The organism is Spirosoma endophyticum (assembly GCF_900112365.1).
In the GTDB taxonomy this organism is placed as follows: domain Bacteria; phylum Bacteroidota; class Bacteroidia; order Cytophagales; family Spirosomataceae; genus Spirosoma; species Spirosoma endophyticum.
In genome coordinates this window covers 295,919-312,505 of sequence record NZ_FOLQ01000001.1, presented here as the reverse complement: position 1 = coordinate 312,505, position 16,587 = coordinate 295,919, and the positions used below count along the sequence as shown (strand labels likewise).

The 16,587-nt window shown below is 46.9% G+C and carries 15 protein-coding genes; 7 read left to right on the top strand and 8 right to left on the bottom strand.

Annotation, left to right across the window (positions count from 1 at the left end):
* Window positions 1–4: 4 nt before the first annotated feature.
* The 4 genes from BM202_RS01245 to BM202_RS01235 all read right to left on the bottom strand — a co-directional run bounded on the left by BM202_RS01245 (window position 5) and on the right by BM202_RS01235 (window position 1,920).
* Window positions 5–553, bottom strand: coding sequence for a beta propeller repeat protein (locus BM202_RS01245; RefSeq protein ID WP_245776475.1), 549 nt, complete (start codon window positions 551–553; stop codon window positions 5–7).
* Window positions 550–711, bottom strand: a complete 162-nt coding sequence (locus BM202_RS38040; RefSeq protein ID WP_245776474.1) for a hypothetical protein — start codon at window positions 709–711, stop codon at window positions 550–552. The genes BM202_RS01245 and BM202_RS38040 overlap by 4 nt, the downstream gene beginning before the upstream one ends.
* 301 nt (window positions 712–1,012) lie before the next feature.
* The gene (locus BM202_RS01240) at window positions 1,013–1,549 is read right to left on the bottom strand and encodes an ImmA/IrrE family metallo-endopeptidase (RefSeq protein WP_093822651.1); all 537 of its coding nucleotides are present in this window, start codon (window positions 1,547–1,549) and stop codon (window positions 1,013–1,015) included.
* Complete coding sequence (locus BM202_RS01235; RefSeq protein ID WP_093822650.1) at window positions 1,549–1,920, bottom strand: helix-turn-helix domain-containing protein; 372 nt, start codon at window positions 1,918–1,920, stop codon at window positions 1,549–1,551. Before BM202_RS01235 ends, BM202_RS01240 begins: the two co-directional genes overlap by 1 nt.
* A gap of 109 nt (window positions 1,921–2,029) precedes the next feature.
* On the opposite strand from BM202_RS01235, the gene BM202_RS01230 reads away from it, so the two are divergent.
* The 6 genes from BM202_RS01230 (at window position 2,030) to BM202_RS01205 (ending at window position 11,628) form a co-directional block, all read left to right on the top strand.
* Complete coding sequence (locus BM202_RS01230) at window positions 2,030–3,184, top strand: restriction endonuclease-related protein (RefSeq protein ID WP_093822649.1); 1,155 nt, start codon at window positions 2,030–2,032, stop codon at window positions 3,182–3,184.
* On the top strand, window positions 3,181–3,972 hold the full coding sequence (locus BM202_RS01225; RefSeq protein ID WP_093822648.1) for a pPIWI_RE_Z domain-containing protein: 792 nt from the start codon (window positions 3,181–3,183) through the stop codon (window positions 3,970–3,972). Before BM202_RS01230 ends, BM202_RS01225 begins: the two co-directional genes overlap by 4 nt.
* Window positions 3,973–4,071: 99 nt before the next feature.
* On the top strand, window positions 4,072–6,843 hold the full coding sequence (locus tag BM202_RS01220) for a hypothetical protein (protein ID WP_143100613.1): 2,772 nt from the start codon (window positions 4,072–4,074) through the stop codon (window positions 6,841–6,843).
* A complete protein-coding gene (locus BM202_RS01215; protein WP_093822646.1) occupies window positions 6,840–9,725 on the top strand; it encodes an RNaseH domain-containing protein in 2,886 nt (961 codons plus the stop codon). Before BM202_RS01220 ends, BM202_RS01215 begins: the two co-directional genes overlap by 4 nt.
* Before the next feature lie 158 nt (window positions 9,726–9,883).
* Window positions 9,884–10,972, top strand: coding sequence for an AAA family ATPase (locus BM202_RS01210; protein WP_093822645.1), 1,089 nt, complete (start codon window positions 9,884–9,886; stop codon window positions 10,970–10,972).
* Window positions 10,969–11,628 (top strand): DUF4276 family protein, encoded by a 660-nt coding sequence (locus BM202_RS01205; RefSeq protein WP_093822644.1) that lies wholly within the window; start codon window positions 10,969–10,971, stop codon window positions 11,626–11,628. Before BM202_RS01210 ends, BM202_RS01205 begins: the two co-directional genes overlap by 4 nt.
* A gap of 17 nt (window positions 11,629–11,645) precedes the next feature.
* Here BM202_RS01205 and BM202_RS01200 read toward each other — a convergent pair whose 3' ends face one another.
* From BM202_RS01200 to modA, 4 genes are all read right to left on the bottom strand, one after another.
* Window positions 11,646–12,224 (bottom strand): ABC transporter permease, encoded by a 579-nt coding sequence (locus BM202_RS01200; protein WP_093822643.1) that lies wholly within the window; start codon window positions 12,222–12,224, stop codon window positions 11,646–11,648.
* Between the two features lie 101 nt (window positions 12,225–12,325).
* Complete coding sequence (locus BM202_RS01195; RefSeq protein ID WP_093822642.1) at window positions 12,326–13,156, bottom strand: ATP-binding cassette domain-containing protein; 831 nt, start codon at window positions 13,154–13,156, stop codon at window positions 12,326–12,328.
* On the bottom strand, window positions 13,153–13,818 hold the full coding sequence (gene modB / locus BM202_RS01190) for a molybdate ABC transporter permease subunit (RefSeq protein WP_093822641.1): 666 nt from the start codon (window positions 13,816–13,818) through the stop codon (window positions 13,153–13,155). Before modB ends, BM202_RS01195 begins: the two co-directional genes overlap by 4 nt.
* A 17-nt stretch (window positions 13,819–13,835) precedes the next feature.
* A complete protein-coding gene (gene modA / locus BM202_RS01185) occupies window positions 13,836–14,582 on the bottom strand; it encodes a molybdate ABC transporter substrate-binding protein (protein WP_093822640.1) in 747 nt (248 codons plus the stop codon).
* 249 nt (window positions 14,583–14,831) lie between these two features.
* Here modA and BM202_RS01180 point away from each other — a divergent pair, with 249 nt between their 5' ends.
* Window positions 14,832–16,577: a GMC oxidoreductase gene (locus BM202_RS01180; protein ID WP_093822639.1), complete on the top strand. Its 1,746-nt coding sequence runs from the start codon at window positions 14,832–14,834 to the stop codon at window positions 16,575–16,577.
* The last annotated feature ends 10 nt before the right edge of the window (window positions 16,578–16,587 follow it).

Here is a 16,587-nt window from a genome sequence, read left to right as displayed (position 1 = left end):
TTGGCTACAGTAGTGACTTCTTAGAGATGTAGACAACCCCTCGGCCATTCTTGCTATTACAGAAGGCAAAGTCCTTTCCCCGACCATACACGGCATCTGTGCCCGCAAGGTAAAGTCGTTCCTTACTGTCCAGGTATAGACTGCTCAACTGATGAAGTTGGGGAAGATCAATCCGGCGACCATCCGACGTAAGAATACCGGGCGTTTCAAAAGCACCGGTAGTAGCCGTGGGACTGTCCAGAAAGACGCGGTTGATTGTGTAGGAAACGCCGTTGGAAGCCGTAACCGGATTAAAAGGGAAACCCTTATAGCCTAACGAGGGCGCGTATTCAAACACTATATTATGGCCTCGATACACTTGCCAGTTCCGGCCGTCATCAATGCTATAATTGCTCGGATTCAGTAAGGCTTTGTTGTCCAGCATGCCGCTCATGGTGAACAATGTATCTTTATACTGAACGATACCGAACATGCCCAGAGACTGCTGGAGAACCTGCTGCCAATTCTGACCCTGATCGGTGGAACGGAAAATCGCGTATCCGACCGAAATCAAAAGAGTTTTGTCCCGATCACCCAGACGCCTTCAATGGAATGGTCAACGGGCGATTTAAGTGTATACCATGCTGGATATTCGGGGGCTACGGAATCGGATTCGGTCTTTTTACAGGACAAAACCAGCACAAGAAGTGTGCAGCAGATTAACGTTTTCATGACTGTTGAGTGCTTGGTTTACGGATACCAAAAGTCAGTTACACTTGTTTTTTACCCCTCAGTTCGTAATTAGAAGTTAGTGTTAGTTTCAGCCACCGAACCTGAATACGGTGAATTGAAAACCGATTGCGCCCGGCTTGTTTGTTTATAACAAGCCGGGCGCTTTTCTGCATAATATTCAAGAAAACGAAGGTGGTGCTATTATTCACTTCGCAAACTCTTCACCGGATTCATTAACGCGGCTTTGATGCTTTGGAAACAGATCGTTAAGAGCGCGATTCCGTTTATTGAACCGTTCCGTTCATAGTAGTCTTATACCAGTCATTCGACTTCGCCATTCGACCATTTGTGTACTCGCACAGAAGTGTAAAGCGGTTTGATCAATTGTTAAGCCTAACTGTGCCGCCCATTGCATACCACGTCGAGGAATTTGCAGACAGCTTCCTAAGTAATCAGCTTCATGTTCGTGCTGACTATTTTTACTAATCTTACCTGTTGCTGGATCATACCGTCCGTATGGATGTTTGAGCAATATATGGGCTAGCTCATGCATGAGGTCAGACTCTAGCCTAGCTAAACTGTGATCTGGACGATAGATAATCATTGGTGGATTTGCGCCGAAAAGCATCGCAGACCAATTCTGGGCGCCCATCAATTCATTGAGCGCATCCACATCAATTCCTATTTGTTCGGTCGATTGAAGATGGGCCCCCAAAATATTCGCTAAATCGATGGCGGGTAGTGGATCAAAGGCCAATTTCTTTAGTAAGTAACGCTGCTCGGTGGCAATAGACTCGCATCGTTGCCGGAAAGCAAAGCTCAAACTGTTGGTGGACATCAGTTAGACTCTGGCGTATTAGGATTGCCCGTTAAACTTTGATAGGCCGCTTTTATTACGGTAGCCAAGGTTTTAGCTGTTGCAGCGTCTAAATTCTTATTAGAACGTAGCAATAAAGCAACTTCTTCTAAAGGGTTTATTTCTTTACCTGTAGTGTCCTCTTCTTTTCGCAATAACTCATCTGGTGCTACCTGTAACCAGTCACAGATTAATAAAAAAGTAGTAAGGTCGGGTGCCTTACCATTTTCGACCCGTGACAGTGTCGACGGACTTACTTCCCCTATTTCATCGGCGATATCGCGTAAACCTCTCCCTGCCCGTTTTGCACGGAGTAGTGTCGCCAACCTATCAGCATCTAATTGATATGCCATAAGATTTTACTGTTTCACACAAAAAAAACTCATTTCACTCTTGACACAAAGAAAATAATGTGTTTTATTTGTAATACCAATGATTCAATGAAGAAACAAATACTGTCCTATGCCGCAAACTATCTTATTCGATAAGCTTCTACTGGGCTTGTATGAGTTAACCAACAAGCAACGGCAATCACCTTACCCTTACCCAGTTTTATTTCAACAGGTCTGCCAACATCTTGCTTTACAACTATCAACTAGCGCTCCTCGAACACTTCAAGGTTGGCTCAATTTGTTTCATCAACCTATACAGTCATGGTGGCCTGCTAGCTACGCATTACCAAAAGAATTTGCATCCACAGATTCTTTGCTAATACATAATCGACCGTCGGATGAAGCAGTCGCTTACTACTATTCTGTATTAAGCGAAATAGACGCTACTGCTTCACCTATGTACACAACGGTAGCTGTAGAAAATCGCCTATTTAGATCGCTCTATCTTAATTTAAAGGATGCCTATCGAGACGAATCGAATGCCGAACAGCGAGAGCAGATTCAGCAGGAATATGTCCAACTACGCCGTTTTTTGATCGAATCACCAATTACCACGACCAATGCTATTCGTAGGAAATTCTGGTCTGGCAAGTACGTGACGTTCCCCAATGTTTGCGATTTCTATGAGCCATGTAATGACGGGCAAACTCAATGGTCTTGTCATCATTGTGGGCCGTTGCACTGGGAAGGAAATGCCTTGGTGGGTATTAGGCAAAGTATCTGTAATTATCACCCGGTCGAAGCTGAACACATTTGGCAAGAGTCTAGTGAACGGGAGCCTATACTTCGCATACGAACAGGAATCCATGTTCGCACTTGCTTTCCAGGCTTACCTGAGCTTTTTCTTTTCAACCAATTAGGTAAGCGCCAACAAGAGCAGCCTAGTCTGCTGAAGGCAGTTGAACTCTGGCCAGGAGTTGATCAATACGACATACGAATCGAATTTGCGAATGGAATGGCTTGGGCAATTGATGTAAAAGATTACCAGAACCCACAGCGATTACTACCAGAACTTAAGACAATTGACGATCGCAATGGCTTAGACTATCGTTCTGCATTTTATGTAATCCCTAACCGATGGATTGAAAATAATCCACATTACCTGCCTTTGTTGAAAAGCAACACGGATTTGCCAGCCAGCCATAATATTGTCAGCAGTAGCCAACTGCTTGATCGCGTTGATCTTCACTTAAAATCTATTCGTAAACCACGCCGAAAGCCATGAACTTTTTACCATTGTTTGATCCGCCCGCATGCCTCACTGCCCGGATTGACGAACTTGTAAACGACGAGGTTTTGTCCAAAACGGAGGCTTACTCATTATTACGGACTGAATTAACCTTTGCATTGGCCGAGCGACTAGGTTTTGCGGATGAACCTGTAATAATATTCTGGGCGCTCCTTGGAGCGTCGCCTTTATTTGAACACCGACTACAACAGCTCGCCGACGAGGATCGTACCGCTTTAGATAATGTTCGTCAGATTGTTCCCTTTTCAGCTAAATCGGCATGGTTAAATGAATTACGGAGGTATCAGGAATTACCTGACGAATGGCGAGGCTATGAATTCGAAGTTGACCCGCCTGGCCCTACACTTCTTACTCACGCCCGACGTCCAGAGAGCTATCAACACCAAATCCATTTGACCATCTACGAGCAATGTATGGTCTCTCGGCTTGATTATCACCGCCAAACTCCTCCTAATCTGGCTGTGGCTAACCTTTCTTACTATTTCAAAACCCATGTTCAAGCGACCTCGTCCGAAGGAGTCCTTAGGCATCAAATTGTCGAAGCCAATGTAATCTTTCCCGCAGACTTGTTGGATCAACAACCGCCACTACCAACAAGCTGGTTGACTATCCCTGATGAACGAGATTCATTTCGAGTGTCCATTACATCTTTACGAGCCGTAGCACAACGAATTGATCAACGTGAACGATCATTAGCAATACGTTACGGATATTCACCACCTTCTACTTCCTGGTCTGAACGTCTGGATCGATTGACGTTGTAAATAGTTGGGGAAACAACTCTTGAGGAAGCTGAATGGTTGACCCTAGATGGCTTTACGCATATAGCGGGCATGGTTGCTTCGGGTAAATCAACACTAGCTATGCTTTTGGCTGCTTATATGGTTGAGCAAGCATCAAATCAGCGGCTAACATTAGTGGTAGGCGATGTTCAGTCAGCTCTTCGACTAGCGAATCAATTGAATTACTGGTTCCTGGATATACCTGAAACGGACACACCAATAGCAGTGCCGTTACTGGGACGTAGCAACCGCCAAGCTCATTGTAAAGGATTTTACTCATCAGAAGAGTATCAACGTCACAAGGCTCGCCATCAACCACATTGGGCTGAGCGTTGGATTAGCCCGCTTTGCCCATTACAAAGTTGCCTACCTGACAATGTGATCGCTGAACGTTTCAATGGCGGTGTCTTCGTTCCTGGCACAGAACCTTGTCGGCAGTTACACAAAATGGTTAAGCCGAAACCTAAAAAAAGTGGGTCAAATAATAAGCCAGAAGAAGTACCTGAGAAAAAAGCAAGTGCCTGCCCATTTATAGCAACCTGCCCGCAATATCAACTTTATCGCGATATGCCAACGGCCGCTATCTGGATTACTACGCCTGGTGCAATGGGTATCAGCCCGCTACCAGTTCACTGGGATAACCGACGCCTTAGACTAGGCGAGTTGATTCATGAACAATCCGATGTGGTGATCTTTGATGAAGCCGACACCATCATTAAATGGTTTGACGATCAGTACGCTCAAGAAGTGAAGCTTACGGGTGGTGGAAAGGGCCTACTCGATAAAATCACAGTGCCAACAGAGGAATATGCTATCCAATACCGTACCATGGCCCGTGCGTCACGCACACAGCGTTGGAGTGGAGCCGAACGTTCAGGACAACAGCTAGTTACATCAGTATTAACCTTGCTCGACTCGGTCAATGACAAAGCCAATGATGATATTTTAACAAAATGGATTGCTAAGCGACAATTTACGCCACAAACACTTTTCTACCGTTTAGCAAGGCGTATAGCCGGATTAAGAGAAGTGGACGGACCAGACGTTCCGCAGGCTATCCGGCAGGAACACGAACAACGTACATTGGAAGTCATGAGCGTTTTCAGCGTACTTCTGGAAGCGGAAGAATTAACGCGCGTATCAGGTAACCAGGCTGCGGCTGCTTTGTCAATCATTTTACTTCGCATTGATGCGACTGGTAATAACGCTTTGAACCCAGTCATGATGCAAGATTGCCGCTTGTGGATTCTTGAGCATTTTCCGCAAACTTCAACTCAATTGGACAAGTTGCGTGAACAGATACGTAGTGAATCTCAAGAAAATTCATCGAATGTGTTTACGGAGAAGGACGTTGATACGATTGACAGTCTAGCTTATCGACTTCAGTTTGTTCTGACTGTTACGTTGCTTGACAACCGTGCCAGAATTATTTTTTATGAGTGGGACAGTCGTCCCGACAATGCTGCCCTTCAAGGCACATCACCCAATTATCGCACTAACACATCTATGCAGACAATCCTTCCTGTGCCGTTAACCGGACGACAGTTTGGAACATACTATGCACGTGGCGAGGGAAATCAGAGCTTAAGTTTGTTTGCCTATACCAATATTGGCCGGTGTTACGTCCTGAACTTTCATAATCTACTCACGTCTTTGACGGGACGACGCGGTTCTAACGTACTGGCTTTATCAGGTACGTCTTACCTACCCGATTCAACAGCTTTTCATGTTGGTCGTCCTCATTACGTACTTCTCCCTCATCAAGAAGACAGTGATGCTATTGCCGAGAGCCTTTTCGCATTTCTGCCACAGTATGACTCAAATAATAAACCGATTCGCATTTCTGGGACTGGGCAGTCAAAAGTACTGAGTCGACTAGAACAAATGATTGGACAACTGGCTGGTGCGAATGGTCGAGGTCATCTTGGCCAGACACTTGAAAGCCTAAAACAGGCAGGAAAGCTACCTGATAATCAGAAAAATTACACTTGGGATGACCGAGACCGCTTACTTTTATTCGTCAACTCCTATGAACAGGCTAAATGGGTCGCCGATAAATTACGACTTCAATGGCCCGACCAACAGAGTATGATCAAATATCTCGTAGCAGACAACGACGAGCAGACCTCGGAGAATCAAGTTTCGCTAACAAAGGCGGACAAAGTTTTCACCGTTCTGCGAGCCGATATCGAACAATTTGCTCGAACGGGTGGACGGGTACTAGTGGCTCCGCTGAGTGCCATTGGGCGTGGATTCAATATCCTGAATGCGAACGGCAAAGCAGCTTTTGGCGCCGTTTATTTTCTGACACGCCCCTATCCACATCCGCATGACACGCAGGCCATCGCTCAGGAAGTTAACCGACGTACCCTTGATTGGCAACAGAAGACTGATTTTGCGGCCTGGCAAACTGACGGATTGGCCGGGCGCGCCGAAGCCGCACGCCGATTGGCGACACGATACTGGCAATTGGTTGAAAGCCGGCAATACTACAGTATGCTGTTTGATAATGAAGAACTGCTATGTTACCCTCGCAAAGATTTAGCAGCCACTACACTAGGTTATATTATCCAAGCCGTTGGCCGGTTACTACGGGGAGGGGTTCCGTTTCGGGCGTACTTCGTTGATGCGGCCTGGGGGCCTGTCAATGCTAAGACGCCAGGTGTGGCAGATACACCCAAAACCAGCTTACTAACGGCCATGATTCAACTACTGGCAGAATATGTAGCCGGAGATGCTAAAAACGCAGAAGAGATGATTTGCCAACCGCTATACGGTCCGTTGGCTACTGCAATAGTAGATAATATTGTTAATTTTCAATGGGCACCCGATAAACCAACCCCCACACCATGATTAATCCTGACATTACCTTAGCTCGGTATACCGTATCCCCCGAAGTGATTCGAGACTTGCACGTTGAAACACTTTTATTCGCTCCTAGCTATCAACTGGCAATTGCTGCGTTTAGGAAGGCAATTAGCACATCCCAGCGAAAGCAAGCTCCTCCGTTACGTCGTTTAAACAATGCTTTATTAGCCTGTGCACCTACCTTAACGCATGGTTTTGAATGGTTTAATGCGGATAATCATCGGGCTCTTGTAGTCGGTACGAATGGTGTATTGCACCGGCCAGAACTAGATGATCTACACCCGCTTATTAATATCTGGGGACAACACTGGGTTGACACCTTGCCGCAACGGGTGAAGAAAAAAGCTGATGATAGTAAACGATTCCTTGACTCACTAAGAGAGCTACCAAATCAGGATACTTGGCGAACAATTAAGCCAGAGTTGATGATATTGAATCCTGGTCATGAAAATGGTTTGGTTTATCAAGCAGTCCCCGCTTTACTGGCTTCGTTACTTCATGAGAAAACCATTAACATTGGCGACGGACAAGAAATCAAGTGGCGTCGAGTTCAGGGTAATAGTGGTGATCGCACTGGTCTGTTTGTGGTTAGTCAGCCTTTTCAAGCTACATATGTTGATGAAAATAAAAAGACTGGTAAAAGCACTCCCCGTGAAGGCTATTTTGCGTATCGACTTGATTTTATTGTGCAGACACAAGCGGGACGTACTTATGCAGACGGTAATTTGAAACCTTGGGTTTTCTTAAAATTAAGTTGCCAACGATATGCACATGAACGACTGGATAATGGAAATTTTAACCGAAATACATCCATATTAGTTGGAATCGGCACCGGACGTATAACAACTTATCCCTTCGACGGAACACTTGTACGTTTACCGGTAACCCACCATCGTGATACAGGCCATCTTTGTTGGGATGAGTATTTGCCTGAGTTATTGGAGGGAGTAGGTGGTCGTAAACTAGCAGGACCAGAACTCGTTTATAATAATCCTGACCGATTTGGAGTTAAAGGCAACACTACGGACCGTTTTGGTGATGAATATCTCCTTGTACATGCTGAGGGCTATAAGTATCATAATCGACAGCATGGTATTAAGACTGGTTTTCATCTTGATGAGCGGCATGCGATTATACAAGCAGTTATTAAACAGTTAGATGGGTTGCTACAACCAGATGATCAATTGCCTGCCGATATGTCTGCACCTATTGGGTTCTCCGCATCAGCGGCTATGTTGCCGTTTAAGAAGTATAGGAAAGAACTTGAAATTCGGCGGGATAGAAAGTCGCCAGCTAGGAAGGCTGGTGATGGGCCTTTACAGACGTTGCAAGAACGATTATCAGTAAACCTACCTCATTCCCCAATTTCAATATTGGTTGTCTGTCAGGAAAACAGTACCCGTTCTTTATTGCATCAACAACTAAAACGGATGCTACTTATTGATGAGGGTGATACGTACCCTGCATGGCTAAATGTGGTTGACATATATATCACGAACAGCCAACTACTTGCTCTTTATAACAAAGACACTACTGACCCACTCTATAAAGACACAGCTCTTTATTTTCTAAAACAGCAACACGAGAAAAAGGCATTATGGGTCGAATTCCTCAAACCCTATGTACCAACAAACGGAGCAATAAATCTTGCACTTATTGAGATTAATTATCAAATCGGAAAAGGCATTGATCCACGTCAGCAGCCGAAGGGCGCTATTCGCGATGCTTATGCTCAACTAAATATAGCGTCGCAGTGTATCAAAAAAGTGAAGGAATTTAAGAATAATAAGGCAGAAACTGGTGATTTAGTACGTGCTCAATTGAGTCTTTTTGATCTTGTACTGCGTCAGACCGGTACTCTTCTGGGAGCGCCATCCGATATTTATAAGCAAGCTGGCTTACCTGATGAAGCAGCTAATAAACTTGATTTAATCGCATTGTACCGGCGCCAAACCAATGCTAAATCAGACATACCCAAAACGCATCTTGCTATAGCCGTTCGACTTCGGGCGACGGGAGAAGTGGACGTATGTCTACCAAGCCAACCTAATCAATGGATACCTTATGTCGAAGCTGGCCCAACCATTGGGCGGATGCTGGCAGAGAAACGGGCAGAGTGGCATAATGCGCCCGACAAGAATGCCTTGAATCTTACTAACAGTCAATTAGCTGAATTTGCTGCTCAGGTAGTAACTGCTCAACATGAACGTCCAACTGTCGTAATGATAGAAGCTGATGTTTGGCGAAATGGCAGCGGCTCAGATTCTCGTTATCATATTTGGCCGCAGCTTAAAAATGAGGAATTAACATCAAAACGTGATGTTTTGGACTTCTCTCATATATCCAATACGAGCATTAAGGGTAAATATTCGCGGCACGACAGCAAGCTAACTAATTTGCTGGGTGTCATCCGGCTACGCATGGGTAACGAAACCCCGCAATATGTACCAATAGTTGATGATGATTCTCCCGCTCGAAACTTCACTGAGCTAAGTGGATTTCTGGATCAAACTAATTCTGATTTGTGGCATTATTTTTCTGTGGGTAAACTACCAACACCACAAAAGGCACAGAACACTGAAGTTAGTGCAGGATTGTACAAGTTAGAAACTCGTCATGATGATAAAGGTCGAGCTGTTGCCGGGGCAGATATGGCTATTAAACATCCACAGGTGGTTGAATTGGTGCCTTTCTTTGTTCGGCATGATTTTCAGACCAACGAATTATTTTTAGCCTTATGCCGATCTGTGCACTACCTACGCTCGTCTCCCAACTGGGCAATGGGGAACACAGTGCTACCATTTCCATTACATCTGGCGCAATGCTTGTTAGACGACCAGCTATGTATATTGGGTATCATTGATTGAACCAACGAAAGCAGGCAATTCAATTTACATATTCACCAGCGCTGCTTTACTACGTTATACTCTGGAAGCTATTTCGATGCTAATACGTTCTAACAAGCGATTACACTCTACTAAGATAAACATACCAACAGGGTAGAAAAATAATTGTAGTTTTGGCTATGGATGGGCAACATACCTTACAATCAATTTTTGTTAGTGGCTTCCGGACAATCAAGAGCGTAGATCTGCCAATTCAAAATCTTAATATCCTGATTGGACAGAACGGCGCGGGTAAGTCAAATTTTATTGAACTGTTTCGATTTCTTCATGAAATAATCGACCAGCGTTTACAAGTTTATACAGCTGTGAAAGGCGGTGCTGACAAACTCCTGCATTACGGAAGTCGGGAGACACACGTGATTAGCATTGAATTATTTGTTGGTGATAACATGTACCGTATAGAACTGCTTCCAGCAGAAGGAGATCGGCTCATTATTGAAAACGAGGAGATAGTAGCGTCTGTGCAGAACCCTGCTATTGGCTATGAGGGAGATACAATTGCTACTGGATCTACAGAATCGCAGCTATCAAAAAATGATTTATGGTTTAGCCGATTGATCCGGGAAGTATTGGCTGACTGGCGTGTCTATCACTTTCATGATACAAGTACTGAAGCTCCCGTTAAGAAATTGAGCGATATAACTGACACCTCTTTTTTACGCGCTGACGCTGGTAATCTGGCCGCTTTTCTGTGGTACATGCAGCAAAAGTCGCCAAAGCATTACGAGCGTATTATTAGTACAATACAATTGATGTTGCCTTTTTTCAAGGATTTCGTATTCCGTCCCAATCCTTATAATGAGCAAAAGATTCTCTTAGAATGGCAGGATAATCAATCAGATATGCGCTTCAATGCGGGTGATTTGTCCGATGGGTCGCTGCGCTTTATTTGCCTGGCAACATTACTTTTACAGCCTAAGCTCCCCAACTTGATTCTTCTAGATGAACCCGAGCTGGGGCTGCATCCCACAGCACTGGCTTTATTGGCCGGTTTGCTAAAAAAAGCTGCGTCGCGCGCACAGGTTATCGTGTCAACCCAGAGCGTTAATCTGGTCAATGCGTTCACACCCGATGATATTATTGTTGTTGATCGTGAAGATGGTCATTCCACATTTCGACGGTTAAAGTCCGAAGTACTCGCTACCTGGCTCACCGAGTATAGCTTGGGCGATTTGTGGGAGAAAAATGTAATCGGTGGTACTCCATGATTCGACTAAATGTTACGGCCGAAGGGCATGCTGAAGAGCAATTCGTTAACCAGATTCTGCGTCCACATCTACTTCCATTAGGCATCTATGCCGATGTGCGCCGACTACGTACCAGTAAAGGACATCGAGGAGGTTATACCAGTTTTGGAAAGGCAGAGTTCGACATAAGACAGTGGCTTAGCGAAGATCCTACTGCCTGGCACACGACATTAATTGATCTGTATGGCTTGGATAACCAGTTCCCGGCTTTCGATGAAACTCGATTACTACGTCCATACGACCGTGTTGCCCAACTCGAACAGGCACTTGAAGAACGTATTAACCACTATCGATTCATTCCGTATTTACAACTTCATGAGTTTGAAGCGTTACTTTTTGCTGATCCAGCGCACACCGAGAGCTGGCTTCAACTCGATCATCCTGAATTGCCTACAGGTAGCTTAGCTGCGATAAGACAGACATACCAGACACCTGAAGAGATTAATGATAGTCCACATACGGCCCCGTCGAAGCGTATTTTATCACTTTGTTCAGGATACAACAAAATCGCAGATGGAATCTTAATATTGAAAGATGTAACGCTGGCTGTGCTCCGAAACGAATGTCCACACTTTGATGAATGGATAACGAGGCTGGAAGACTTAGCGAAACTATAAGTATTAGTGTTCACTCCTTATTCACTTCGCAAACTCTTCACCGGATTCATTAACGCGGCTTTGATGCTTTGGAAACTGATCGTTAAGAGCGCAATACCGATGGCCAGTAGGCCCGCCAAGGCAAAAACCCACCAATCCATATTGATTCTGTAAGCATAGCCCTGTAACCATTGGCTCATGGCGTACCAGGCAATGGGCGACGAAATAACGATGGCGACCAGCACCAGTTTAAGGAAGTCCTGAGAAAGTAAAGCAACAACGCTGGTGACGGAATCCCCCAGTACTTTGCGCATCCCGATTTCCTTGGTACGTTGCTCCTCCATAAAAGCCGCCAGCCCGAATAGCCCCAGACAAGAAATGAAGATGGCCAGAAATGCGAAGTAATTGGCCAGCGCCCCGACGAGGGTTTCGCTGCGGTACATTTGCTGAAAAGCTTCGTCGGCGAATCGGTATCTGAACGGAAATTTTGGATTTAATTGCCGAGCCAGCGTTTCCTGACTCGCCAGGGCCTGTTTCGTCTGGCCCGGCTGAATGCGGACAATACTAATTGGCCTGTCGCCTAATTTGGCAATGAACGGTTCAATAGCTGTGTGCATCGAACGTTGGTGATAGTTAGCAATAACGCCTTACCAATTGATTCTTAGTAGCCAATGAGCCAGGTAGTGGTTTCATGGATGAGTAAATTTTAAAAACCTCCTTAAAGCGCTTTCGGAGTCCATGAGATTTCGATCAGATCACCAATTTTTAGTTGGCCCCAGGCCGGATTCGTTGAGCGCAATTCCGTCGTTTCCGTTTCGATAACCCACTGGTGATGCGTTTCTTCAAAGTCAATACGTCGAATACGCTCCCTTGGGAACGTAGCAGAACTACCGACTTCGGTCCTATAATCAGCTTGAATCTGACCCTGCACCAGCCGGATAACGCGATCGGCCAACGCCTGAACGTCGATGTCGTGGTGGCTGACCAATAAGGTCGTTGTGCCCCAGGTGCGGTGCAAATCCAGGAGTACCTGACGTAGCGTTTGAGCCGCTGCCGGGTCCAGCGCGGCAAATGGTTCGTCCAACAATAAGAGTTGCGGACGCCGAACTAAGGCACGCGCCAGGGCCACCCGCTGCCGCTGACCTCCCGAAAGAACCGTTGGTTTTTTGTTGATAAACGAATTAAGGCCCGTTGCATCAATAAGTTCGTCGGCGAGTTGACGTTGCCCCGAAGGCGCGGCATATTGAATATTTTCGCGAACGCTCATGTTCGGGAATAAAGCCGTATCCTGGAATACGTATCCGATCGAACGTTGTTGAGGTGACAGATTAATTCGTTGGCTGGTATCGAACCAACTGGTTCCGTTACTGTCAATACGTCCTGTAGGGGGCGTTTCCAATCCCGCCAGTACACGTAGTAAAGTCGTCTTGCCTGAACCCGATGGACCAACCACGGCGGTTAGGCTACCGGGCGCCAACGCTACCTGTAGCTGGAGCGCACCGGTTCCTTCAGCAAACAAACGAGGCATGGTAATGTCTATGTGAATCATACCGTCACCCGTTTGTTGATGCCATAAACCAGCAATAATATAGCGAACGAAAGTCCCAGAAGCAGCGCTGCGTAGGTGTGGGCTGTTTCAAAATGCAGGAGTTCGACTTCATCATAAATAGCGATGGAGGCAACTCGCGTCTGGCCCGGCAGATTACCGCCAATCATCATAACCAGGCCGAACTCGCCAATCGTATGGGCAAACGACAAGACGATTCCCGTTAGTAGGGCTGGTTTGCAATTTGGCAGTAGTACGCGCCACAGCGTTCGTGTAGGCGATTGACCTAGCGTGTAGGAAGCTTCTCGCCAGGAAGCGGGCAAATTTTCCAGTCCTGCCTGAATGGGATGTATCATGAACGGCAGACTATACAGCAGTGATGCCACTACCAAGCCCTCGAACGAAAAGACCAGTTGCACATTCACCGTACGTAACAACCAGCCCCCTAAACCACCCGTCGGGCTGAAAGCCAGAAGCAGGTAAAACCCAACGACCGAAGGCGGCAATACCAGCGGGAGGCTAATAATGGCCTCGACTACGGGCTTGAGCCGGAATCGACTGAGCGCCAGCCAACCAGCCAGTGGCAAGCCAATGATTAATAGGAGCAGGGTAGTAATGCTGGCTAAGCGCAGGGTTAACCAAATGGGTTCCCAGTCGATGGGCATGGGCTGAAAAGTATAAATCAGGACTTGGTGGTACGATAGCCAAACTGCTGCAAAATACGGCGAGCCGCCGGACTACCCAAAAACGCGGTAAACTGTTCGGCCGCTTTCAACTGGCTGGTACGTTTGAGAATCACGACACCCTGCGCAATTGGCGAATAGCCTTTGGCGGGTAAATCGATCCAGTGGCCTTTTCCTTTCAGACTGGGATCAATCACGACCGACTTGGCGGTAAAACCAACCTCCGCTGAGCCCGTTAATACGTACTGATTCACCTGCGCAATGCTTTCGCCGTACACGATTTTCGGCTGGACTTTCTCCAGTAACTTCGTGTATTTCAATAACGAAACAGCCGCTTCGCCATACGGAGCAGTGGCCGGATTGGCAATAGCGACATGGCGAATGTTCCCGTTAAGTAAGCCTTTTAAATCAGTTGACAAAGGAAACTCGCCCAGCGTCCACAAAACCAGCGACCCATAGGCGTACACAACCGGTGCGGCCGTCGTCAGTCCCTGCTCATGCAACGTTGTGGGGTAGGCCATATCAGCCGACAAAAAAACATCGTAGGGCGCTCCCTGCTGAATTTGCGTAGTGAGCTTGCCGGACGAGTTGACAATGGATTCGACAGTGATGCCGGTTTTTTTCTGGAAAGCGTTCCTGAGTTCTTCCATCACGAATTGAGCGTTGGCCGCTACAGCAATACGTAGTGCTTGCGCTTTTAAACCGATGGGTAAAAACAGGCCTAAAAGAAGGAGGAGTTTTTTCATAAAGAAGCACTTAACGGAGACCGACCCTGTCACTATCCGCTTTTTGCTGACAGATCGACCATGTAGCGGTTTTTATACTAACAGCAGAACACGGCCTAGTCGCTATATTTTGACAAATATAGCGACTAGGCTGTATAGTTTGCGCATATGAGTCGGGGAGTTTAGGCCGTATCAGTAGTTGACAGGGTTGATTTACTTTTTAACCCGTAATCCCTTCTCGTTCAGTACGTCTTCTTTTCACCTAACTATATGGACCTTTTTCAGATTAAAAAAGCCCCAACGGTTTACGACGCTGTCATCGTCGGGTCGGGGGCGGGGGGCGGTATGGCTGCCTACATGCTGACCAAAGCTGGCGCTAAAGTACTATTGCTGGAAGCCGGTGGCTATTTCGATCCCGCCGACCCCAAATACATTACACAGCTCAAATGGCCGTACGAATCCCCCCGTCGCGGTGCCAGTACAACCCGGCCGGGTGGTGATTTTGATGCGGCATGGGGTGGCTGGGACATTGAAGGCGAACCCTATTCGTCGAAACCGGGCGCTGAGTTTCACTGGTTTCGATCCAGAATGCTGGGCGGACGTACTAACCACTGGGGCCGGATTTCGATGCGCTTTGGCCCCGACGATTTCAGGCGTGGTTCTATCTCAGGAGTTGGCGATGACTGGCCGATTGGCTATGACGATCTCAAGCCATTTTATGATCGGGTTGATAAATTGATTGGTGTATTCGGTTCGGTTGAAAACTTCCCAAACGAACCGGATGGCATTTTTTTACCCCCGCCAAAGCCTCGATTGCACGAATTGATGCTCAAAAAAGCGGCCAAAGGAATAGGTGTTCCTGTCATTCCGTCGCGGCTGTCTATTCTGACCCAGCCGATCAACAAGGAGCGCGGACAATGTTTTTACTGCCATCAATGCAATCGGGGTTGTCAGGCGTACGCAGACTTCTCCTCCTCTTCGGTATTGTGCATCCCGGCGCTTAAAACCGGCAACCTGACGCTACAAAACAACGCGATGGTGCGCGAAGTGCTGACCGACCAGAAAACGGGGCTGGCTACCGGCGTTTCCTACGTCGATACCATTACCATGCAGGAAGTGTCGGTACAAGCCAAAACGGTCATTCTCGGCGCCAGCACCTGCGAATCCGCTCGACTGCTATTAAACTCCAAATCAGCGCGTTTTCCGAATGGACTGGCAAACTCCAGCGGTGTCGTGGGTAAGTATTTGAATGATTCAACGGGGGCGTCGCGGTCGGGGTTTGTGCCTGCACTGATGGACCGCAAACGCTACAACGAAGATGGTGTGGGCGGCATGCACGTATTTACCCCCTGGTGGCTCGATAACAAAAAACTGGATTTTCCACGCGGCTATCATATCGAATACGGTGGCGGTATGGGGATGCCGGGCTACGGTTTCGGAGGAGGCATCGAAGCCCTGAACGGTAAAATACCCGGTCGGGATGGCAAGATGAAACCCGCTGGCGGCTACGGCGCAGGCCTGAAAGACGACGTTCGCCGATTCTACGGGGCATATATCGGGATGTCGGGTAGGGGAGAGCCGGTACCATTAGAAAGCAACTACTGCGAAATTGACCCGAATTCGGTTGATAAATACGGGATTCCGACACTACGCTTCCACTATAAGTGGGCTGACGCCGAAATTAAACAGGCCAAGCACATGCAGGATACGTTTGAGGAGATCATTCATGCGATGGGTGGCATTCCGATGGGCAATAAACCCGGGCCCGAACAGAACTATGGGTTAGCCCCTCCAGGACGTATCATTCACGAAGTGGGTGCGGTTCGTATGGGCAACGACCCAAATAAATCGGCCCTGAACAAATTTCAGCAGGCCCACGACGTAAAAAACCTATTTGTGGTCGATGCCGCGCCCTTCGTTTCGCAGGGAGACAAAAACGTTACATGGACCATCCTTGCATCCTCTATGCGCACATCTGAGTACATCATTGACCAGGTCAAAGCAAAAAGTATATAAAGTTTATGGG